The following is a 19,969-nucleotide window of genomic DNA, read 5'->3' on the forward strand; positions in this document are numbered from 1 at the left end:
ATTCATGACAATCAGTGTGCTGGATGTGACTTTAATTTTGAGAACCTTAAAAAAATGACCCCAGTTAAAAACCGGGGCCACCTATTAAAAGCCTGCTCTTTCTATCAAACAATCCATTTTTAAGAGTGCAGTTCAAGCTATAAGGATATGGTTCTATTGTTTTATGAATAAATTCCATGTTTGGCCGCCTGAAGAGAGACGACATAAGTATTAATTACTGAAAGGTAGTTCATCACCGTGTGGGTTGACTGCAGGTGGTTCGGGATGATCTTGTTGCGCAACTTCGCTATTTCCTTTTCCATTATTACTATTGTTGTTCACAGCATCAGCGGCGACCACGGAAGCAGAACTTCCCAATAATACAAAAACGAAACCGGTTATAATTATAAATTTTTTCATTTAATAATCCCCCTTAAAGAATAATAGCATTTGTTAATAGTCCACAACTTGATTGCAATCCAGCGCTAATTTGTAATAGGACGCAGCTTTTTTATATCCCCCCTTTGCTTCATAGTATTCTCCTAAAAATCTCGAATACCTTTCCATTTCTTGGATTTTTCGATGTTTTTTTAAAGATGGCAGAAACACTTTTTTGACATATTCCTCCCATTCCTTTTCATCTGCTTTAAGGAAGTAATAGAAGAACCAAAACTCTTTCGTCAGATTATTGTCTTGGGGTAATTTATCAGCGAAATGTAGGTGAGCATTGAGTTCTTTGAGGCATTCTCCGGTTTTCTTTTCCTGACTATACACAAACAGTAGCAACACCAACGATTTAAAATAACTGAGACTTGTTTGATTTTTATACTTCATAGCTTTCATTAAGTAGGTGATGGAAAGGGATATTTCCCTTTTTCGTAAATGCATTGTGGCCATATTATGGTAAATGACACCAAGATGATCCATATCATCAATTTCTTCTGCTAATGTTTTGGCTTTTTCAAAGTTAGACAGGGCGAAATGTACATCACCGATATTGCTAAAGCAAATCCCGATGTGGATGTGAATTTTTAAACACTGCCGGGGTTTATAATTGTTTTGAAAGACAGTGAGAGCGGACTGCGCATATGAAAAGCTGACTGTTTCTTTTCGACCGACATATAAGGACAAAGCATAGAGGAAATACAGGTCGGCCTGTTCTAGTTCACTTAGATGGATGGAAGAATACTCGGCTAACCCCTTTTCGAAGTATTTTTTAGCTTTCTCTGCATTATTGGTGATCCAATAATAGTTCCCTAGATGTTTGTAGTAAAAGAAGCGGTTTCTTGATGATAACGTATCGTAGAAATCGTTCATGAATCTTAGGGAATGATCCAAATCATCGTATGTATTCAAAATTATTGCTGCTCGAACTTTCTTTATATGATATTCGGCCTGGAGTTGTGTATTTGTAATGGGGTGTATCATAGGTTGTAGTTCTTTATAAATGCGTTCACATTCATCTTTTCTATTATCTAAGAGAGGCTCTTCCCATTGATGGAGGAGTTTTTCAATTTTTCCTTCATCTGATTGTATTTCTTCATAATCGATGCCGACTCTTTGAAGCAGCAACACAAGGGTCTCTTTTTCAACAGTTGTTTTATTGTTTTCGATTCTTGATAAATAAGAAGGTGAAACAATGGATTCGGATACTTCTTCCTGGCTCATGCCATTTTTTACTCGATAGTACCTCAACACTTTTCCCATTTCCATATTCGATCACTTCCTTGATTCATATTGCGCAAAGTTTGAAAAATGAAAGTACAAATCGTCAAATAAGTTCACGGACATGCGAAATACAGCTTTGAACAATTCAATGATACCATTGATTTAGAAATAAATGTGAAAAAATTAAGACAATTTGAGAGGGGGGATTAATGGGACGTATATACTTCTGCTGTTTGATAATTTGGGACATAGGGATATCAATGAAGGAGGAGAACAATAATGAAAAAACAATTGATTGCTGGTAGTTTGGCGTTGGGATTATTTATGGGAGGGACGACCGCCACTTCGGCTTTGGCGAGTACAGATGATATCGATTCGCAGTCTAAGATAGAGATTGAAAATGTGACAGCAGACGATGCAACTCCTGAAGCGATTCCAGCTGTAGTTGGAGCTTATGCGCTTAAAGGGGCAGCAGTTGCAGGTGGTGCTTTTGTCGCCGGGGTAACAGCTAAAGCTGGAGCGGATGCTTATGATTGGGCTAAAGACCAATTAGGCGGCAGCTCTGTCAAGACGTCCCATGAAGATTACGAAGATGTGAAGGTCGTTTTCGACCAATAATTATTCATACTTAGATTATCACTAACAACGCAATTCACTGCCCTCTGCTTCAGGGGCAGGTGAGTTGCTTATGGAGAGGTGACATTATGTTGAAAAAAGTTTTGATCATCTTATCTCTTTTTCTATTTTTCGGACATTTAATTTTTACTGTTCTATACTTAACTCCTTTTAACCCTGTCAAAGCGAAATATAATTTTGCCATCAATGGCTATATGGAACCGGTATTTTCCCAAAACTGGCGGCTGTTTGCTCCCAACCCTGCTTCCACGAATAATAAGTTTCTCGTCCGTGCTCAGTTCGCAGATGGAGAAACGACAGACTGGCTCGATTTAACGACATTTATGATCGAGAAAAATCAGGCCAATCGATTCACCCCTTACAATCGCTTAGTAAGAATTCAAAGAGGAGCGTTTACTTCCCTGTACCAGACCGATGAAGTGACTCTGAAAATAACAGAAACAATTGAAGAAAAGAATTTAAACCGGGAAGATTATGAACACATGCTTGAGAATGAGCGCACGAAGAAACAAGATGAATATGCTTTAGAAGCATTAAATCGGTATGCACAATCGTATGTGAGAAGTGTCTATCCAAACCAGGATATAGAAAAAACACAAATCATTATGCAGGAAACAAAAGCTAAGCCTTTCTCAGAAAATGATAATGATGAGTACGAACGGGAAGTCAATCTCCACGAGTTTGAGTGGAAGGATTATGTGGCAGTTTCACCTGTCTTTGATTGAAGCAATTCAAGGAGGGAATGGCAATGAAACGGTTATTTGGTAAACTGACAGATAAGAAACATATGTTGATTGGAACAAGCATCCTTAGAATTTCGTTCGGATTATTGATTTTGTATATGTATTTAATTCATTATGCTCAAAGAGGTTTTCTTTGGGGACCAAATGGAATGCAGAATCATGATAGTTTAAGAGACCAAATGACACTGACCAGCAATTTTTCTTTATACCAGCTCTCGGATTCAATGGTTTATTTTGAAGTCATTTTCCATTTAGGAATTTTGTTTGCCCTATTGTTCACATTAGGTTTTATGAACCGAACCGTAGCAGTTTTTAACTTCATCTTCTTATGGTCGTTGCAGCATGCCAATGTGCTGATTCTCGATGGCGGTGATAATATTATGCGAATCATTCTGCTTTATATGATCTTCGCCAATACCACCAGCTATTTTTCTATCGATCGTAAGCGTAGGGGCGAGCGGGTCTCCATACCTAAACCTTTATCGAACACACTACATAACCTTGCCGTTCTAGCTTCTATTCTACAATTGTGTTTCATGTATTTATCGTCAGGGTTACACAAAGTGATGGGGGAAATGTGGACAAATGGCACTGCTCTTTATTATATCTTACAAGTCGGGGAGTACACCCATCCCTTCTTTCAAAATATCATCTCCTCCTCTGAAGTCATGTTAATGATTGGTGCTTACAGTGCGATATTCATTCAATTGTCGTTCCCGTTTTTACTACTGAATCGTTACACCAAATACGTGGCTATGTTCAATATCATTGGTTTACACATAGGGATAGCAGTTGTGATGGGTCTTTTCACATTTTCTGCTGCTATGATTACGATGCAGTTCCTCATGCTGAAAGATCGAGAATACAAAATGGTCTATGCCTATGTGAGAAAACAAGTCACAAAAGTGAGGGCTAAATTCCAAAACGCGAAGGTGAAGAATTATGAGACCAAACAAGTCCAATAAACAACCAACTGTCACTATATTTTATGATTCGTTTTGTCCTGTTTGTTCCAAAAGTATGCGGGTGCTTAGGAAGCTTGATACGAGACTTAAGTTCCGTTATGAATCGATCAGAGACAATTCTATCCTGGAGAGGTATCATATAAATAAAGAAGCAGCTGAAAAAAGGATGCACACCCTCCGGATAAAAGACCAAAAAATTGAAACAGGAATTTTCAGTATTCAAAGAATATTGAAGCAGTTACCCCTCTTGTGGGTATTCGTTCCTTTTGTACAACTATCTATATGGGCAGGTGCGGGTTCAAAGCTCTATGACTGGTTAGCTGAGCGAAGGACGATTCTCCCGGTTGGAGGCTGTGATGGGGATTCCTGTCCGATTCCTAAGCAGAAAAGTAGGTGATGTGGTGAAAAAGGTCAACTATTCTTTTGAATATGAAAATCAAACTACCGACCATGTGAATGTATGGCTGGCAAACCCGCCAGAAACAGGGACGCAGACCCTTTTATCAGAAGAGAAGCTGGCTCCTGTGCAGGAATACAAAGATGTGATTGGCAACAGAATCAGTTACTATGAGTTGGCTCCCGGGGAACAGATCAACGCTTCCTACAGAGTTGGGGTGCAAGTGGAGGCGAGGGAAGCCTCTCCTTTGACTGATGAAGAAAGAGAGCGATACACACGCTCGACAGCCATGATTCCTGTAAATGATGAAATCGAACAAATGGCTGCAGGTGTGACGGAAAAAGCTTCTGACAATAGAGAAAAAAGCTGGTTATTGTTCAAATACATGATCAAAAATTATACATACAAGTTTCCTGTCAAAGCTCGCGGAGTCGATCATTTTTTGCAGGCGAAAAAAGGCGATTGCGGGGAGTACTCTTTCCTGTATGCTTCCCTTTGTCGGTCATTGAGAATTCCGTGCAGAGTAATGGTTGGCGCTTTTGCGATGGGAAAACACCAGGCCCACGTATGGAATGAGATTTATCTTGAAGATGATGGATGGATCCCGGTCGATACGAGTATGGCGTACACTGTGCGGAGACAGTTGTGGCGTTTCTTTTTTTCCTCGATTCAAACGTTACGCTGGCACAAGTACTTTGGGCAGACCGAAAATCAGCGGATCGTTTTTTCCATCGATACCGAACATGTTCCTTCTCCAGTATATCCCGGGGAGGAAAATGAATCGAATCACTCGTACGAGACCTTTCCCCTTGCTGGTCAATCGTTTGCCTGGGGAAAAAGTGCGCTCAATGGGAAAATTCCATACTTCCAGCCTATGTACTTCTATTATAATGCAGCCAAACCAAACAAACTTAAGCGAACAGAAGAAGCGCTCGGGTCATGGGAAGTGGAGGAAGCAGGCGGTCGGAGAGGATTGCTGGAAATGAGGAAGATCTCCGGATACTTGGCCTTGATTCTGGCTATTGTCTTTTTGTTTACCTCATGGGAAATCGCTAGTATTCTTTTTCCATTTCCAGCATTCGTCTACTGTCTCAGCTTTTGGGTGCGAAAGGAACGTCCGATCTTTTTCTCTATAGCATCGGGGTTCTTCGGGGTCATCAGTCTATTAGTTACTTTAGGTTTTCTCTCGGAATTTATATGAATGATAGAAGGTAGCTGGATTTCGTTACCTGAATGAAGAAGGCGTAACACCAGGGTTCTGACCCTTTCGGTGCTACGCTTTTTTACGCTGTGTAAATCGTGTAGTTTTGTTGACTTTACTATAGATGCAGCCTATTTACTTTTAATAAAAGGGGGAGAATGAGCATTTTAAGAGAGATTATAAGGCTTTCTCTTAAATTTCAAGCAGGAAAATCGCCTGATTATGTAGTAATTAATACATACAAAGGTCTATTTATCTGGATCTTTGTCTACCGTCTGCGTTTTCACTTTAAATCCAGATTCTGAGAACAAGGACGGGAAATTTTCAGAAAAGAAACTATACGATACTAGGGGGCAATAACATGGCAGAAGTATCTTCAATGAAGCAAGCCGTTGAGGTGTTACGTAAGAAAGGTCTTTCCAATAGGGAGATCCTGAGTAACGTAGATAACAGCCATTTTCCGTTTGAAGATGAAGAAGTCGTCATGACCTTTATTGATTTACAAATCGAATGTTCCTCCGATCAGGATTTTGACAAGTTAGTAGCGTATTTATATGACTTTTGAGTTAGAAGAATAATAGATGGAGAGTCCTTTATCTAGATGAATAACTGAATGTATTGTATGATTGAAAAAAGAGAAGTGCGCCAACACTTCTCTTTATCACTTTCTTTAAAGTGGTTTGTTCCAATTTCCACCTTATGTCTGGGCAGGCGTAGGGTGGTTCTTTTTTTGTGATGATTTACCTTCAATCAGTTTCCCGTCTTCGATATGCAAGACGCGGTCACAAAGATCCAGCATTCTTTCATCATGGGTCACCATAATGGCTGCTTTCCTTCTCGTTTTCACTTCATAAGCTATTTTCTCAACGACCGTTCTGCCGCGTTCGGAGTCCAAGCTTGCAGTCGGTTCGTCAGCGAGGATGATTTTCGGATCATTCATAAAGGCTCTTCCTATCGCCACCCGCTGTTTCTCTCCACCGGAAAGACTGCTTGGATAGTTGTCGACTCGATGTTGTAATCCTAACTCCTGAACTAATTCGTTCATTTTATTTCGGTTCGCCTTCTTGCTGATTTTATTGATTTTTCCTATTAACAGAAGCTGATCCTTGATCGTCAAGTAAGGGATCAAATTCGGTGATTGAAAAATGAATCCGATGTTACTTGCGCGCGTTGCTGTTAACTGGGCTGGCTTGAAACCTGAAATATCTTTCCCATCTAAAACAACTTTTCCATTCGTTGGTGTCAATAAAGCGCCGATTACTGATAATAACGTACTTTTTCCAGAACCGGATGGACCGACGATGGCCACAAATTCTCCTGCTTTCACGGTTAATGATATATCATCTAAGACTGTGATGGTGCGATCGCCATCTGGAAAAGACTTCGAAATGTGCTGTAATGTGAGAATTTCTTTGGGCATGTTCATTCACTCCTTCCGATGGCTTCTAATGGATCTATTTTCGTCACTTTATATAAGGAAAGAAGCGATCCTGCTAAGTTCAAAATGATGAATAAGACGCCTGTTCCGAGTACCAGTGAAACGGATGCTTGAAAAGGAATACCCTCAGGCAGAACTTGCGCCATTCCTGCAACAGCTAAAACACTGACAGATAGGCTGATCAAGGTAAGAAGCAGCACTTGTGTGACAATGCTTTTCGATATATATGAAGTTGTTGCGCCCATCGCTTTTAAAATGCCGAATTGATTCGTTTTCTGAATGGTAAGGACATAGAAAAATACCGTGGAAACAAAGGCGGAAATGATGAACATGAAGGCTTTCATCACATTGAAGGAGCCTTGTGTTTCTGAATATCCAGGCATCGATTGGACGATTTCATCATTTGTCGAAGTATCGTAGCCTTCGATATTCGTCTTGGTCCCGTTATAGACAACGGCGTTATACATGATCTCACTGCCTTGTACCGGTTGGATTTCCGAATCGATATCTGAATAGACGACAGGGAGAAAAGAATAGGTTTGATTTTCGATAAAACCTGCGATCGTCATCGTCTTGTCTGTACTTTCATCGACGAGTTGGTCATTCAATTCATAGCCATCTTCCTTAAAGTTTTCATTGACTAAAACCTCATTATCTTTAATCTCACCGATGTTCTTGCCTTCCGTGACGGCAATGTCCCCATACTTATTTGGATCGACAGAAAAATAAATCATGTCGGTATCCTTTTGATTTGCTTTTCCAGTAACGGTCGACATTGTCAATGTGAGTGGAGAGGAGGGTGCTTCCAGCGTGCTGCCGATCTCATTGAGCTGCTCCTTGGTCAATTCGGAATTGATGACCGCTCCTTCCGCTTCTTCGTTCGTCACAATGTAGTCAGCTTTGATTTTTTGTAAAGAAGAGCTGTCGGCAAACGATAAACCATTGGCAAGCCCTGTCATGAAAAACACTAAAAACAAAATCGAAATCATGATCAGGCTCAGTAAAATGTACCGGAGCTTAGCCCGCTTCATTTCTTTAAATGCTAAAAACATTTGGTTTCACCCCCGTAGTTCATTTTCTTCGATCGGTTCCTTTAGAAAAAATCAGGCCTAAAAGCAGTCCCAGCCCTATAATGAAAAACATCATGAATGAGCTGATCGCTATAAATACTTCGCCAGTAGCCCAGCCGGAAATGAAGCCGACATACAGGCTGAATAAAAGGATGCCTATCGCCACGGCGTATAAAAGCGCTCTGATTTTATTCATCGCATATTTGAAAGTCGTTTCTCGTGTCAAGACACTATAGGTGATGAGCGCTCCGCCTACGACAATGAAAATCGCGGGTCCGAAAACCGCTTCACCCGGTACGGGCATAAAGTAAAGCATGGTCGAAGTCAACGCACCGAAAACCGCGATAAGAATTCCCACGATCAATCCTGCGGTGGAAATGCGCGAGGCCATCGATGTATAAACAGCCTTCTTCGTATGGTCATCACCGATTTGTCGCATATCTTCCTTAAGTCCGCTCAAATCCCCCATCGAATTGATGGCAGCTTTAAACGCTTCATCCTCTGTTTTTCCTGCCTTTTCGTAATCTCTTACTTTTTCTTTAAGATTCATCATCAGTTCTTCTTTCAACTCAAATAACTGTTGGCTTTCCCCTATTCCGGCAAACTCCCGGTCGAGGTAATTCCTGATTTGATCATCTGCCTTATTCTTTTGTTTCATTTAGATTGATTCCTCCTCCGATCAATTTGTTTAAGATTTCCTTTGCGAATTCCCAATCTTTCTTGTTTTGTTCAAAGCGTCCGATTCCTTCATCGGTAATCCGGTAATATTTGCGTCGCCCTCCCTGTGTTTCATCTCCCCAGTAGGAAGCTATCAACCCTTCTTTCTCCAACCGCCGGAATGCGGTGTACAGCGTTGCTTCCTTCAGTTCATACTGCCCCTCGCTCAGTTCAAGGATCGTTTTGTAAATTTCATAACCATAGCTGTCGTGCTGATGAAGAATGTTCAAAACGATGGAATCGGTATGACCGCGAATGAGGTCTGTAGAAATTTTCTTTGTCAATGGAACATCACCTCCTTGATAACAATGTATAACATATTACTGTGTGTGTCAAAGTAATATTCCTTCCAATGTAATTCCCCTTTTAACGATGCCTGATTCTAACTGCATTAGTGAGCTGATTTTTAGGGACTCTATATTGTGATGGACAGTTTATATTTCGAAGTGAAGGGAATTATAAAAAACCAACCATTTATAATAGGAGGAATTACATGAAGACGAAAGCAGCTATTACCTATGATAAAGGCGCAGACTTCGAAATTGAGGAAGTCGAGTTGCAAGAGCCGAAAGCGAATGAAGTCTTAATTAAAGTAGTTGCTTCAGGTGTATGTCATACAGATGCGGTAGCAAGAGACCAGGAGGCTCCTACACCGCTGCCTGCGGTTCTTGGTCATGAAGGATCAGGAATCGTACAGAAGGTAGGGGAAGGAGTCCGTTCGGTGGAAGAAGGAGATCATGTTGTTCTGTCCTTTTCTTCCTGTGGCCAATGTGAAAATTGCTTGACCGGAAATCCTGCTTATTGTGATGTGATGGTGGAGTTGAATTTTGATGGAGCAATGCCCGATGGGACGCATCGAATATATAAAGGGGAGCAGGAGCTATCCAGCTTTTTCGGCCAATCCTCCTTTGGGATGTATGCCGTCGCTCATGAGCGGAATATAGTGAAAGTGGACAAGGATGTCGATCTTGAACTGCTTGGACCACTCGGGTGTGGTATTCAAACTGGCAGTGGCACCGTCCTGAATAAGCTCCAACCAGCCTTCGGGGAAACCATCGCTGTATATGGGTGCGGTGCTGTAGGATTGAGTGCCATCATGGCAGCTAATATTGTAGGTGCCTCCAAAATTATTGCTGTAGACGTTAATGGCAGCAGGCTTGAATCAGCAAGAGAATTCGGAGCGACCCACACATTCAATGGAAAAGAAGTGGATGTTGTAGAAGAAATCAAACAAGTGACAGACGGAGGCACCCATTATGCTGTAGAAACCACAGGGGTACCGGAAGTGACTCGTCAATCTGTCCTCGCTCTTCGTCCAATGGGAGTCTCAGCAGTAGTCGGTGTCACGCCTGATACGACGTTTAACGTCTTTGAAGACATCATGGCGGAAGGGAAAGCATTAGTCGGAGCAATCGAAGGGGACGCTGTACCTCAAGTGTTCATCCCGAAAATGATTGAATATTATAAGATGGGTAAATTCCCTTTTGATAAACTTGTTAAGTATTATTCCTTGGAAGAGATCAACCAGGCATTTGCAGATTCAGCAGATGGAAAAACGGTCAAACCGATTATAAAAATGGATCATTGATTTTGTGAATGAAAGCCCTGAGGAGAAAAGACTCTCTTAAGGGTTTTCTTTATTTTTATAAGTGGTGCCTGAATCACACCTTGAATGCAGATTCATCAATGAGTACGGGGAAGGTGCCTCAAACCATTGGAATGATAGAGTTTATTGGTCTGGAGTTAGAATACATGAACAAAATCCTTTTTGTGTTTGCTTTGATTCACTAGCTTTTGAAAAATATAGTCGGGAAAGCAGTAGGGGTTCAATGATTTGGAAGTGAATCCATTGGGTGGTAATCTTGAATTAATAGAGGAAGGAGTGAGTAGTTATGGGTTCAATCCCAGAAATCAAACTTAATGATGGCCTTACTTTGCCGGCGGTGGGTTTTGGTACATATAAACTCAATGGCAATGAAGGTGCCAATGCCATCAACAGTGCCATTGATACAGGTTATCGACTCATTGATACGGCTTATAATTATGAAAATGAAGGTACGGTTGGTAAAGCCATTCAGCGTGCCTCAGTTCCGAGGGAAGAGTTGAGAGTCGCTTCCAAGTTGCCCGGCCGTTATCATTCGTACGATAAAGCCGTGACTACGATCCAGGAATCCTTATATCGTGCCGGCCTCGACTATTATGATTTGTATCTTATCCATTGGCCCAACCCTAAACAAGACATCTATGTAGAAGCATGGCAAGCATTGATCGACGCTAAAAAATGGGGACTTATACGATCGATCGGTGTCTGTAATTTCTTACCGGAACATATGGAACGATTAGAGAAGGAAACCGGCACGAAGCCAAGCATGAACCAAATAGAGTTACACCCATTTTTCAATCAGGAAGAACAAAGAATATGGCACGAAGAGAAAAACATTCAAACACAATCCTGGAGTCCGTTAGCCCGGGCTAGTGAAGTCATTGAAAATGAAACCATTGGGTCGATTGCTGATGCTCACAACAAAACGATTACACAAGTGATTTTAAGATGGCATTATCAACTGGGATCGATTCCGATTCCTAAGTCTTCATCTCCTGAGCGCCAGTTGGAAAATATCTCGATTTTTGACTTTTCTTTAAGTGACGAAGAAATGGGCAGGATAGCAGAATTAACCCGTCCAGATGGCAGGATAAAAGATCAGGACCCGGCGACCTATGAAGAGTTTTAACCATGGTATCCACTCAATAGGCAGGCACCCGTAGGCATTATGGGAGGCAATTGAAGACCTGCAACTTTTTGGGTTATGCAGCAAATAAAGAAGCCGAGTCGGATGATTTTATCGTCCAACTCGGCTTCTTCTATAATTTCGATGGGCCATGTGGGTTCTTACTCTTTCATGAGCTTTAGTAGGCGTTTGATATTGGCGTTGAATACCGCTACCGCGTACACGCAGAGTGATTTTCATTTATAAATCGAAGAAAATCACTCTTTTTAGATGAACCACGTTGATCCCAAGATGAGCGTTCGGTGGTGACACCTGCGGGAACAGCGCGAGCCTCAGCTAACTTGGTCAAGTGACCTTCTTGACCAAGTTAGCTGAGGCCGTGCCCGCGGCAAGCATCCACCGATAAGCGATTCGTGAGAAGCAACAACAAACGTTAACAGCTTCTCTATTCCGTCATTCATGTAGGGTTGGATTTGTTTTCCATTAAATCGAATGTGGTAAACACTTGAATATAGTGATGAAAAAGGAGTTGAATAAAATGGAGAAAAAGACACATCTAGGTAAATCAGATTTAGTGGTCAATCCTATAGGACTCGGTACCAATGCGGTGGGCGGTCATAATATTTATCCGAACTTAGATGAAGAAGCAGGTAAAGATGTCGTCCGGACAGCTATCGAGAATGGAATGAACTTTTTAGATACGGCCTTCATCTATGGTCCGGAACGCTCGGAGGAACTGGTCGGCCAGGTCATGAAAGAGTATAAGCGCGATGACATCGTGCTTGCTACGAAAGGGGCGCACCAATTTAAAGGGGAAGATGTGGTCTTCAACAATTCTCCTTCCTTCCTGAAGAAGTCGGTGGAGGGTAGCCTCCAGCGTTTGGGTACAGATCATATTGATTTATTCTATATCCATTTTCCGGATGAAGATACACCGAAGGACGAAGCGGTCGGTGCTTTGAAAGAATTAAAAGACGAGGGTAAAATACGTTCGATCGGTGTATCGAATTTTTCGGTAGAACAATTGGAAGAAGCCAATAAAGATGGCTATGTAGATGTAGTTCAAGGCGAATATAATTTGTTCAAGCGTGAAGCAGAGGAAAAAATGCTTCCATATACAGCCGAGAAGGGGATCACGTTCGTCCCTTATTTCCCTTTTGCGTCAGGTTTGTTAGCTGGTAAATACGATGAAAACACCACATTCGAGGATTTCCGAGCAAAGAACCCTCTCTTTCAGGGAGAAGCTTTTAAAAAGAATCTAGCTAAAGTAGAGCAATTGCGACCGATCGCTGAAGAAAAAGGGGTTGATATTCCACATATCGTGTTGGCTTGGTATCTGAATCAGCCTTCGATTGATGCGGTCATTCCCGGGGCGAAAAGGACCCAGCAGGTGGTCGCCAATTTGAAGACGCTTGATGTGGACTTGTCAGATGACGAGATTTCACGTATCGATCATATATTCTCTTAATTTAGAAGATTGTCTGAGTCCCTCTGTTAAGCACCGGGACTCAGGTTTTTTTATAATAATGAAGGAACTTGACTCTGAATGCGGAATGTAAAAATAGAGTGGAAGAGAAATTAGGAGAGGAGATCATATATGGAAACACGCCCAACACTGCAAGAGATGTTCGATCATTTACATAAGCACCCGGAAATCAGTTGGCAGGAAGCGAATACGACCGACTTTATCGTCTCTATATTAGAAAAAACAAAGGCAAAGGTGAAACGGTTTGAGGATTTTCCTGGACTGGTGGCAGAACTCGGAAGCGGTCAGCCAGTCATTGCGATTCGTGCAGACATGGATGCGCTCTGGCAGGAAGTCGATGGCACACACAAAGCGAATCACTCCTGCGGGCACGATGCCCACATGTCTATTGTTCTCGAGACGCTTTTTGCATTAGAAGAAAAGCAGTCGGCGCTCGGAGGAACGGTCCGTTTCATTTTTCAACCGGCAGAAGAAACGATGGAAGGTGCCAAGAAAATGGTGGAAAAAGGATTGGTCGACGATGTCGATTATCTGTACGGCCTTCACCTGCGGCCGATTCAGGAATTACGGACAGGGCAGTTCGCCGCTGGCATAAAGCATGGAGCTGCTCGTTTCCTGGAAGGGACGATTACAGGGGAAGATGCACACGGTGCTCGTCCGCACTTGAACAAAAATGCGATCGAGCTCGGAGCGGAAATCATTCAAATGATCAACAACATCCATTTGGATCCAATGGTCCCACACTCAGCCAAAGTCACTTCTTTCCATAGCGGTGGAAAAAGTACGAACATCATCCCGGGAAGTGCTACATTTTCCATTGATCTGCGCGCACAGACGAATGAACTGATGGACGAATTGACCGGGAAAATCGAAGCGATCATAGACGCTGTTTCCAACTTGTACGGTGCTTCTGTTGAGGTCAATTTAAAATCTGACGCCAAAGCTGCTGTTTTAAACGACGACGCTGTCACCTATATGGAGCGGGGCATCGAAAGAGCAGCTGGTCCAGAAGCTCTCAATCCTGTCATCGAGACGACAGGTGGAGATGACTTTCATTTTTATACGATCAAGCGACCAGATTTGAAAGCATCGATGCTGGCGATTGGCTGTGACTTGCAGCCTGGATTGCATCATCCACAGATGGCGTTCGATCATAAGGTCATGCCTGAAGCGTCGAGGATTCTTGTGGAAACGGTTATGGAGACTTTGGGTGAGGGTTGATGAGGAATAAGTGAAGGTTCTTTATACTAGGGAAGTGTAAGAAAGGGAAAAAAGCACCTCCACCCATCGAAGGGAGGAGGTGCTTTTAAAATGGAATTTCGATTTATTTAGGAGCAAGCTCAATCGCCTGTCTCATCGCTTCCAGCATACTCTTTTCATCAGCGATTCCCTGTCCGGCTATATCAAAAGCTGTGCCGTGGTCAACGCTGGTTCTTATGATAGGCAATCCTACTGTGATATTGACGCCAGCATCGAGACCAAGCACTTTGATCGGACCGTGCCCCTGGTCATGATACATCGCCACGACGATATCAAAGTCTCCACGGACCGCACGGAAAAATAGGGTGTCCGCAGGCAATGGACCCTGAACTTCGATTCCTTCTTTTTGAGCGCGTTCTACGCCTGGAATCACTTTTTCTTCCTCTTCGCCATATCCGAAGAGTCTGTTCTCGCCGGCGTGTGGATTGATTCCGCACACCGCAATTTTTGGTGTGTCAATGCCCGACTTATGGAGGGTTTCATGTGCCATTTTGATGACATCATACACACGCTCTGGTTCAATACGGTCAATGGCATCTTTCAAACCGATATGCGTAGTCACGTGGATGACTTTCAACTTCGGTGAAGACAGCATCATCGAGAAGTTACTCGTGTTTGTGAGTTCTGCCAGGATTTCTGTATGACCTGGGTATAGGTGCCCGCCTTTATGCAGAGCTTCTTTATTCAATGGAGCTGTACAAATGGCATTGATTTTCTTCTCGTTCGCTAATTCAATGGCTGTGCGTAAAAATTCAAAAGAGCCATGGCCGGCCTCACTGGAAACCTGGCCATATTTAAGGTCAGCAGGTAGGAGGTCAAGGTCGACACAGTAGACCATGTTCGGATCATCCATTTCAGGAAACTCGTCATTTTGGGTCACTTTTTTAAAAGTAATAGAAGAATTTAAAAGTTCAGCTACCCGTTGAAGGATCTTCAAATCCCCGATGACTACCGGAATGGATTGTTCTTTAAGCTCTTTATTCTCCAAACTTTTAATAATGATTTCAGGGCCGACGCCAGCAGCGTCACCCATCGTGATGCCGATGATCGGTTTATTGCTCATTTGTAACTGCTCCTTTCATCTTCTTCATTGCGTGGTAAATAGAGGACTCTGTTCCGAATGCTCCAGCCTTTGTGACGACTGGAAGCGATGGCGAATCTCCAATCAGTTCACCGACAGGAATCCCTGCTTCAAGCTGATGACTGAGCCTTATCCCTGTAGCTCCTAACGCTTTGGCTACATCTTTAGCGGTGTCTCCTCCTGTCAAAACCAGAGCGGAAACAGATGTTTGGCTCACGACTGTCTCCGTCATAAGGCTCAAGGCTTCTGATATCTTTTTCCCGATTTGAAATGAATCAAGCTCAAGCTCAGCTGCCCGCTTTTGCACTCGTCTTCGAATGTCTTCATGAGAAGGTACATAGAAAATAACGTCTTTTCCTTGAGATAGGTGCTCCAAGGCTTCTTTTTTGTAGATCTCGGCTTGATCTTCCCAGTCATTATAGAAAATTCTCTCTGTATCTATTTCTACTGGCTGGATATCCTTTTGGCGGATGGCATAGTTCACTTGCTCCTGAGTCGTCTGGGATAAACTGCCGCAAACACCTAACACAGGACCATTTTTTTGTTTTCCATCCTCTGGTTGCGCGCTGCTTTCTATCCCTATGACAGCAGGGAGGACCTCTGCTAAGCCAGCCGATCCGCTCCAAACCACCTTATGGCCGGAGCCGTGGATTCTAGCAGCTAATTTCTTTAAGTCTTCTTCTGTTGATGCATCACATACGAGGTATTCAATACCTTCATCTATATATCTATTTATTGTAGTTGACCACTCGTCGTCTCTTGCATTTAGTAGTGTTTCATCAATAACGGCTGTCTTTTGACCTGTTTCTTTTTCAAGGATACTAGGAATATGGGATTCTCTAACGGGATGTTTAGGGTCATGGGCCAGTTCTGTCTCACTGACAGGTTTCCCTTTCATGTAATGGATGCCATCCCGGGTTGTTCTTCCGTAAGCAGGGAAGGCTGGAGCTACAATGGTGAACACTGGGTTGAACACTTCACTTATAGCTTGCAATTCGTACCCGATATAGCCCCTTAGCGTCGAATCCATTTTCTTGTAGATCTGTTGATATCCTTTTTTCGCCAAAAATTCAGCTGCCGCTTTAGTCTTTTCACAGGCTTTTTCTTTGTCTATAGCCCGTGAGTCGGTATCAATTACGATAGCCTCATCCAATTCATGGTGCTCCTCAGGAATCTCAAAGTAAACGGAAGTTGCAAGTCCTTTCTCTTTGAGTTGAATTCCACTATCATTAGCACCTGTTAAATCATCTGCAATCATTCCAAAACGAAAGTTCATGACAAATCCCCATTTCTGAAAAACTCTCTAGGCTGAAGCGTGCCTTTCCGATTCTGTTTGGTAATCATCTGGCAGGGTGACTCCTTTTCCTTCCAGGCGTTTAACTAAGAATCCGATATAGATCGGCAGAAGAATCGCAGTCGTAACCGTAGACGCTGCTACTTGGACGGTTGCCACGTCAACCATACTAGCGAAGCCGGCATTTGCTGCGGCAATGGCTGCCGGGGTAGCTACTGCGTTACCGGCTGTTGAACCTTCAGCCGCCCCAGCAATCGGGTTCCAATTGAAGGCCTTAAAAGCAAAGTATCCGGCTGTACCTGTGATGAACGTTGTCGCAACACCTAGAAGAATTCCAGGAATACCACCTTCAATAATTTTAGCGAAGTCGATTCCCATTCCAAGGGCGAATGCGAAGAAAGGTATTAACATGGAGCTGCCCTGATCCAGAAACTTACGCATTTCTTCATCAAGGTTACCAAGCACCATTCCCACGACAATCGGTAATAATACCGCGATGAAAGCTGTCAGTGAGAACAAACCGTCCACAAAGCCCATCGCACCGAATATGGCAAGAGCTACCATTGTAAAGAATGGTCCATCATTCAGCGCAAGTAAGGAATAGGCTGCCCGGTCCGTCTTATTTCCGTATTGACCGACAACAGCTATATATAAACCACCATTACTGTTTGTCATGGCTGCAATGATAGCGATCGGCGCAAGACCTAACCATAAGCCATTTTCACCTGCGAACACATAGGCAAGCATACCGAAAGCCGCCCCTACAATCCATTTGACGGTTAAGAGTGTCGCGCCTTTTCCGAGGCTGACACCGACTGTCTTCAAGTTGATTTGTGCACCTGTACATAATAAGAACAAAGCGATTAACGTCCCGGCACCATCAACAAACAGAGCTTGCGTGAAATTGCCGATTCTAAGTAAATCAGGCGCTACTGTATTCAAAATAGCTGCCAAAATAAGCGGGACAACCATCATACCGCCAGGAATTCTTTCCAAAGTCGCCTTAATTTTCATCTTAACTCCTCCTATCATAACATTTATGTTTCATAATTAAACAAAAAAGAAATATATTAAGCGATTACATTGAATATAATAACGCTTACAATTTATTTTTGCAACACATAATTTTATTTTTAATCTTCTTCAGCTAATTTTTTATTACAGTTGTTGCATATTTGAACAAAAAGAAGGCGCAAACTTATGAATTAAGTTTGCGCCATAATGTTGTGCGGTTCATTCCTAACCGCTTCGAGACTTTGGATTGGTTGTTATTCTCTTCCTGCATCACTTGCATGATGATTCGTTTTTCCATATCTTTCAACGTTCCCTGGACAGAGATGGAGTGGTCGAAGTCAGGCTGCTCTGAAGGTTTCTCCTTATGAATGAGTGTTTCGACATCTTTACGTTCAATAAAAGAGCCGTTCGTCATCGCCATTAATTTTTCAAGCGTCGTCTTCAACTGATCGATGTTGCCGGGCCAGTCATGGGTCATCAGCTCATTCACGGCTTCTTCACGGATCCCCACGGTTTCAGAACCGTAGTCGATGTGACTTTGGGCAATGAAAACTTGAACAAAACTTTTAATATCTTCCGTCCTATTTCTTAAAGCGGGGAGGTGGATGCGAGCCTCTGGTACGTCATAATACAAAGAATGACTCACTTGTCCCTCTTTAACCAGACTTTCCACATCATCAGGGGAGAGGAGGATGGTCTGATACCTTTCAGAAATATCCCGGATGAATGCCTCTGCACGATCCCGTTCATCCTCATTTATTTTATGGATGTTATGAAATACAATGGTTCCCTCTTTAGGCAGACTCTCCACATTCGCGAAAAATAAATCGCGAAGCCGGTCGATTGAAACTTTCATCAGATTTACAGATACAAGAGGAGCGCGTTGCTGAAACCTTTCAAAGTGAAGGTTCCCTGCATATGTCATTCTTCCTGTACCCGGTTCTCCCTCGATCCAGAGGGGAGCGTCCATACTTGCGTACCGTTTTAAATTGTTTCTTAATGAAACAGCTGCCGTACTTTCGCCGGGAATACTTTTATGAGAAAAGTTCGGGTATAACTTCACACCCTCTTCTTTTTGAGTGAAGCCGTTGTATATTAAAATATTTACATAATCCTCGTCACTATTTAGAGGATAAGCGACTAGAAAATAGCTTTTATTTTGATATTCGACCGGCTTCCACACTTTTTCTTTTCCTCTGACCACTTCTTCTGTAAGCGCCATGACCTCTGCACTCTCGACAAACTGGTCATCCATCACTTCTCTGAACTTTTCATTTTTAAAGATAAGTCCACGATCTTGTTTAACCGTGATCAATGGATGAGGAAACTTCTCAAGAGCATCAGAAAAGATCCCTGCTTGTGTCTGCATTTTTTGAAGGAGGTGATATAACCGTTTCGCTTCATCAAATGCTTCCAGGACAGCCTCTTTTCCAGAAGTGATGAGAATTCCTTGTAAGCCGGTCTTTTCTGCTTCATGAACAGTCACTACGTCCCCAATGACCACGGAAAAACCCTCAGCTTTCAGTTCTTCCAATTTTTCTGTGACTTCATCACTGTTCGTGATCGTAATGGTTCTTACATCCATGTCCAAAATGCTGCATATCGTAGAAGCGCCTCTTGAGATATTAGCGAAACCGACCAATGCAGCCTTCCCATTGGTACCTCTCAGCAAAGTTAAGATTCGCAGGATATCATAGCCGCTTACTTTAATGTCCACAACAGGAACTTTTACTTTTTCTTCGATCAAGCTCGCCGTACCACCTCGGCTGATGATGAGGTCATAACCATCGGCTTCCGCTTGTTTCGCGATGCCGACACCATCCTCTAAATTCCCTGACTTCACATCAACCTTCAAATGAGGATCGACATCTTTATAATTTTTAGCAATTTCCGCAAGCCCCTGGTAGGGCGCAATAAGAAGTGCTTTAATCAATTTATCCCCACCTCAATCGTTGCATAATTAAACAATTCTATCTTTTCACATTATCGCCCAAGAAGCAATATGCTAATCCGCTAATATAATTTTCGTACTCTATTGGATAGACTTATTCAGAATCAAAGTTCACATCCTTTAAAGTTTTGGTTTGGATGATTTCTAGAAGGTTAGTGATCAAAGTGCCTGTAATTTAGGGTTCCTTATAAGGACTGTAAACCTGTTGGTTCATAAAAGGATACCAAAAAAGGCCAACCAGAAGTCAGGCTGACCTTATCATACAATCTATGAACTCCCGGTAAGAGTAACGGGCCTTAACTTAATAAATTAAACAGTATTCTTAATAGAAATCCAGAGA

20 protein-coding genes are annotated in these 19,969 nt (G+C 42.5%); 10 read left to right on the plus strand and 10 right to left on the minus strand.

Features of this window, described 5'->3' with window-relative positions:
• Nucleotides 1-210: 210 nt before the first annotated feature.
• Both HLI_RS15260 and HLI_RS15265 read right to left on the minus strand, forming a co-directional pair.
• Nucleotides 211-399, minus strand: coding sequence for a hypothetical protein (locus tag HLI_RS15260; RefSeq protein ID WP_128525776.1), 189 nt, complete (start codon nt 397-399; stop codon nt 211-213).
• Between the two features lie 33 nt (nt 400-432).
• Nucleotides 433-1,692 carry a helix-turn-helix domain-containing protein gene (locus HLI_RS15265; RefSeq protein WP_128525777.1) on the minus strand — a complete coding sequence of 420 codons (1,260 nt, stop codon included), beginning with the start codon at nt 1,690-1,692 and terminating at the stop codon, nt 433-435.
• A 234-nt stretch (nt 1,693-1,926) separates the two neighbouring features.
• Here HLI_RS15265 and HLI_RS15270 point away from each other — a divergent pair, with 234 nt between their 5' ends.
• The 6 genes from HLI_RS15270 (at nt 1,927) to HLI_RS15295 (ending at nt 6,154) form a co-directional block, all read left to right on the plus strand.
• Nucleotides 1,927-2,265: a hypothetical protein gene (locus HLI_RS15270; RefSeq protein WP_128525778.1), complete on the plus strand. Its 339-nt coding sequence runs from the start codon at nt 1,927-1,929 to the stop codon at nt 2,263-2,265.
• 86 nt (nt 2,266-2,351) lie between these two features.
• On the plus strand, nt 2,352-3,008 hold the full coding sequence (locus tag HLI_RS15275; RefSeq protein WP_128525779.1) for a DUF5819 family protein: 657 nt from the start codon (nt 2,352-2,354) through the stop codon (nt 3,006-3,008).
• Nucleotides 3,009-3,031: 23 nt separating this feature from the next.
• Nucleotides 3,032-3,991 carry an HTTM domain-containing protein gene (locus HLI_RS15280; RefSeq protein ID WP_241655863.1) on the plus strand — a complete coding sequence of 320 codons (960 nt, stop codon included), beginning with the start codon at nt 3,032-3,034 and terminating at the stop codon, nt 3,989-3,991.
• The gene (locus HLI_RS15285; RefSeq protein ID WP_128525781.1) at nt 3,969-4,388 is read left to right on the plus strand and encodes a thiol-disulfide oxidoreductase DCC family protein; all 420 of its coding nucleotides are present in this window, start codon (nt 3,969-3,971) and stop codon (nt 4,386-4,388) included. Before HLI_RS15280 ends, HLI_RS15285 begins: the two co-directional genes overlap by 23 nt.
• Nucleotides 4,348-5,589, plus strand: coding sequence for a transglutaminase-like domain-containing protein (locus HLI_RS15290; protein ID WP_128525782.1), 1,242 nt, complete (start codon nt 4,348-4,350; stop codon nt 5,587-5,589). The genes HLI_RS15285 and HLI_RS15290 overlap by 41 nt, the downstream gene beginning before the upstream one ends.
• 361 nt (nt 5,590-5,950) lie before the next feature.
• Nucleotides 5,951-6,154, plus strand: a complete 204-nt coding sequence (locus HLI_RS15295) for a hypothetical protein (RefSeq protein WP_128525783.1) — start codon at nt 5,951-5,953, stop codon at nt 6,152-6,154.
• A 132-nt stretch (nt 6,155-6,286) separates the two neighbouring features.
• On the opposite strand, the gene HLI_RS15300 is transcribed toward HLI_RS15295, so the two are convergent.
• From HLI_RS15300 to HLI_RS15315, 4 genes are read right to left on the minus strand one after another with little or no spacing between them, the layout of a single operon-like run.
• Nucleotides 6,287-7,009 carry an ABC transporter ATP-binding protein gene (locus tag HLI_RS15300; RefSeq protein ID WP_128525784.1) on the minus strand — a complete coding sequence of 241 codons (723 nt, stop codon included), beginning with the start codon at nt 7,007-7,009 and terminating at the stop codon, nt 6,287-6,289.
• Between the two features lie 2 nt (nt 7,010-7,011).
• Nucleotides 7,012-8,079 (minus strand): ABC transporter permease, encoded by a 1,068-nt coding sequence (locus tag HLI_RS15305; RefSeq protein WP_128525785.1) that lies wholly within the window; start codon nt 8,077-8,079, stop codon nt 7,012-7,014.
• Between the two features lie 19 nt (nt 8,080-8,098).
• Complete coding sequence (locus HLI_RS15310) at nt 8,099-8,755, minus strand: permease prefix domain 1-containing protein (protein ID WP_128525786.1); 657 nt, start codon at nt 8,753-8,755, stop codon at nt 8,099-8,101.
• Nucleotides 8,739-9,098, minus strand: a complete 360-nt coding sequence (locus tag HLI_RS15315; protein WP_128525787.1) for a PadR family transcriptional regulator — start codon at nt 9,096-9,098, stop codon at nt 8,739-8,741. The genes HLI_RS15310 and HLI_RS15315 overlap by 17 nt, the downstream gene beginning before the upstream one ends.
• Nucleotides 9,099-9,307: 209 nt before the next feature.
• Here HLI_RS15315 and HLI_RS15320 point away from each other — a divergent pair, with 209 nt between their 5' ends.
• The 4 genes from HLI_RS15320 (at nt 9,308) to HLI_RS15335 (ending at nt 14,250) form a co-directional block, all read left to right on the plus strand.
• On the plus strand, nt 9,308-10,402 hold the full coding sequence (locus HLI_RS15320) for an NAD(P)-dependent alcohol dehydrogenase (protein ID WP_128525788.1): 1,095 nt from the start codon (nt 9,308-9,310) through the stop codon (nt 10,400-10,402).
• A gap of 304 nt (nt 10,403-10,706) precedes the next feature.
• Nucleotides 10,707-11,546, plus strand: coding sequence for an aldo/keto reductase (locus HLI_RS15325; RefSeq protein ID WP_128525789.1), 840 nt, complete (start codon nt 10,707-10,709; stop codon nt 11,544-11,546).
• 535 nt (nt 11,547-12,081) lie between these two features.
• Nucleotides 12,082-13,011, plus strand: coding sequence for an aldo/keto reductase (locus HLI_RS15330; RefSeq protein ID WP_128525790.1), 930 nt, complete (start codon nt 12,082-12,084; stop codon nt 13,009-13,011).
• A gap of 129 nt (nt 13,012-13,140) precedes the next feature.
• Nucleotides 13,141-14,250 carry a M20 peptidase aminoacylase family protein gene (locus HLI_RS15335; RefSeq protein ID WP_128525791.1) on the plus strand — a complete coding sequence of 370 codons (1,110 nt, stop codon included), beginning with the start codon at nt 13,141-13,143 and terminating at the stop codon, nt 14,248-14,250.
• Between the two features lie 103 nt (nt 14,251-14,353).
• Here HLI_RS15335 and pdxA read toward each other — a convergent pair whose 3' ends face one another.
• The 4 genes from pdxA to HLI_RS15355 all read right to left on the minus strand — a co-directional run bounded on the left by pdxA (nt 14,354) and on the right by HLI_RS15355 (nt 19,611).
• Nucleotides 14,354-15,352, minus strand: coding sequence for a 4-hydroxythreonine-4-phosphate dehydrogenase PdxA (gene pdxA, locus HLI_RS15340; RefSeq protein WP_128525792.1), 999 nt, complete (start codon nt 15,350-15,352; stop codon nt 14,354-14,356).
• The gene (locus tag HLI_RS15345) at nt 15,342-16,646 is read right to left on the minus strand and encodes a four-carbon acid sugar kinase family protein (RefSeq protein ID WP_128525793.1); all 1,305 of its coding nucleotides are present in this window, start codon (nt 16,644-16,646) and stop codon (nt 15,342-15,344) included. The genes pdxA and HLI_RS15345 overlap by 11 nt, the downstream gene beginning before the upstream one ends.
• 27 nt (nt 16,647-16,673) lie before the next feature.
• The gene (locus HLI_RS15350) at nt 16,674-17,678 is read right to left on the minus strand and encodes a 2-keto-3-deoxygluconate permease (RefSeq protein WP_128525794.1); all 1,005 of its coding nucleotides are present in this window, start codon (nt 17,676-17,678) and stop codon (nt 16,674-16,676) included.
• A 184-nt stretch (nt 17,679-17,862) separates the two neighbouring features.
• Nucleotides 17,863-19,611 (minus strand): sigma-54-dependent transcriptional regulator, encoded by a 1,749-nt coding sequence (locus HLI_RS15355; RefSeq protein WP_128525795.1) that lies wholly within the window; start codon nt 19,609-19,611, stop codon nt 17,863-17,865.
• Nucleotides 19,612-19,969: the final 358 nt, after the last annotated feature.

Origin of the sequence: Halobacillus litoralis (genome assembly GCF_004101865.1) — a bacterium.
Taxonomy (GTDB): Bacteria; Bacillota; Bacilli; order Bacillales; family Halobacillaceae; genus Halobacillus; species Halobacillus litoralis_A.

Coding starts and splice junctions, on each gene's coding strand:
- HLI_RS15260 (WP_128525776.1), bottom strand. CDS start 399: ATGAAAAAATTTATAATTATAACCGGTTTCGTTTTTGTATTATTGGGA.
- HLI_RS15265 (WP_128525777.1), bottom strand. CDS start 1,692: ATGGAAATGGGAAAAGTGTTGAGGTACTATCGAGTAAAAAATGGCATG.
- HLI_RS15270 (WP_128525778.1), top strand. CDS start 1,927: ATGAAAAAACAATTGATTGCTGGTAGTTTGGCGTTGGGATTATTTATG.
- HLI_RS15275 (WP_128525779.1), top strand. CDS start 2,352: ATGTTGAAAAAAGTTTTGATCATCTTATCTCTTTTTCTATTTTTCGGA.
- HLI_RS15280 (WP_241655863.1), top strand. CDS start 3,032: ATGAAACGGTTATTTGGTAAACTGACAGATAAGAAACATATGTTGATT.
- HLI_RS15285 (WP_128525781.1), top strand. CDS start 3,969: ATGAGACCAAACAAGTCCAATAAACAACCAACTGTCACTATATTTTAT.
- HLI_RS15290 (WP_128525782.1), top strand. CDS start 4,348: ATGGGGATTCCTGTCCGATTCCTAAGCAGAAAAGTAGGTGATGTGGTG.
- HLI_RS15295 (WP_128525783.1), top strand. CDS start 5,951: ATGGCAGAAGTATCTTCAATGAAGCAAGCCGTTGAGGTGTTACGTAAG.
- HLI_RS15300 (WP_128525784.1), bottom strand. CDS start 7,009: ATGCCCAAAGAAATTCTCACATTACAGCACATTTCGAAGTCTTTTCCA.
- HLI_RS15305 (WP_128525785.1), bottom strand. CDS start 8,079: ATGTTTTTAGCATTTAAAGAAATGAAGCGGGCTAAGCTCCGGTACATT.
- HLI_RS15310 (WP_128525786.1), bottom strand. CDS start 8,755: ATGAAACAAAAGAATAAGGCAGATGATCAAATCAGGAATTACCTCGAC.
- HLI_RS15320 (WP_128525788.1), top strand. CDS start 9,308: ATGAAGACGAAAGCAGCTATTACCTATGATAAAGGCGCAGACTTCGAA.
- HLI_RS15325 (WP_128525789.1), top strand. CDS start 10,707: ATGGGTTCAATCCCAGAAATCAAACTTAATGATGGCCTTACTTTGCCG.
- HLI_RS15330 (WP_128525790.1), top strand. CDS start 12,082: ATGGAGAAAAAGACACATCTAGGTAAATCAGATTTAGTGGTCAATCCT.
- HLI_RS15335 (WP_128525791.1), top strand. CDS start 13,141: ATGGAAACACGCCCAACACTGCAAGAGATGTTCGATCATTTACATAAG.
- pdxA (WP_128525792.1), bottom strand. CDS start 15,352: ATGAGCAATAAACCGATCATCGGCATCACGATGGGTGACGCTGCTGGC.
- HLI_RS15345 (WP_128525793.1), bottom strand. CDS start 16,646: ATGAACTTTCGTTTTGGAATGATTGCAGATGATTTAACAGGTGCTAAT.
- HLI_RS15350 (WP_128525794.1), bottom strand. CDS start 17,678: ATGAAAATTAAGGCGACTTTGGAAAGAATTCCTGGCGGTATGATGGTT.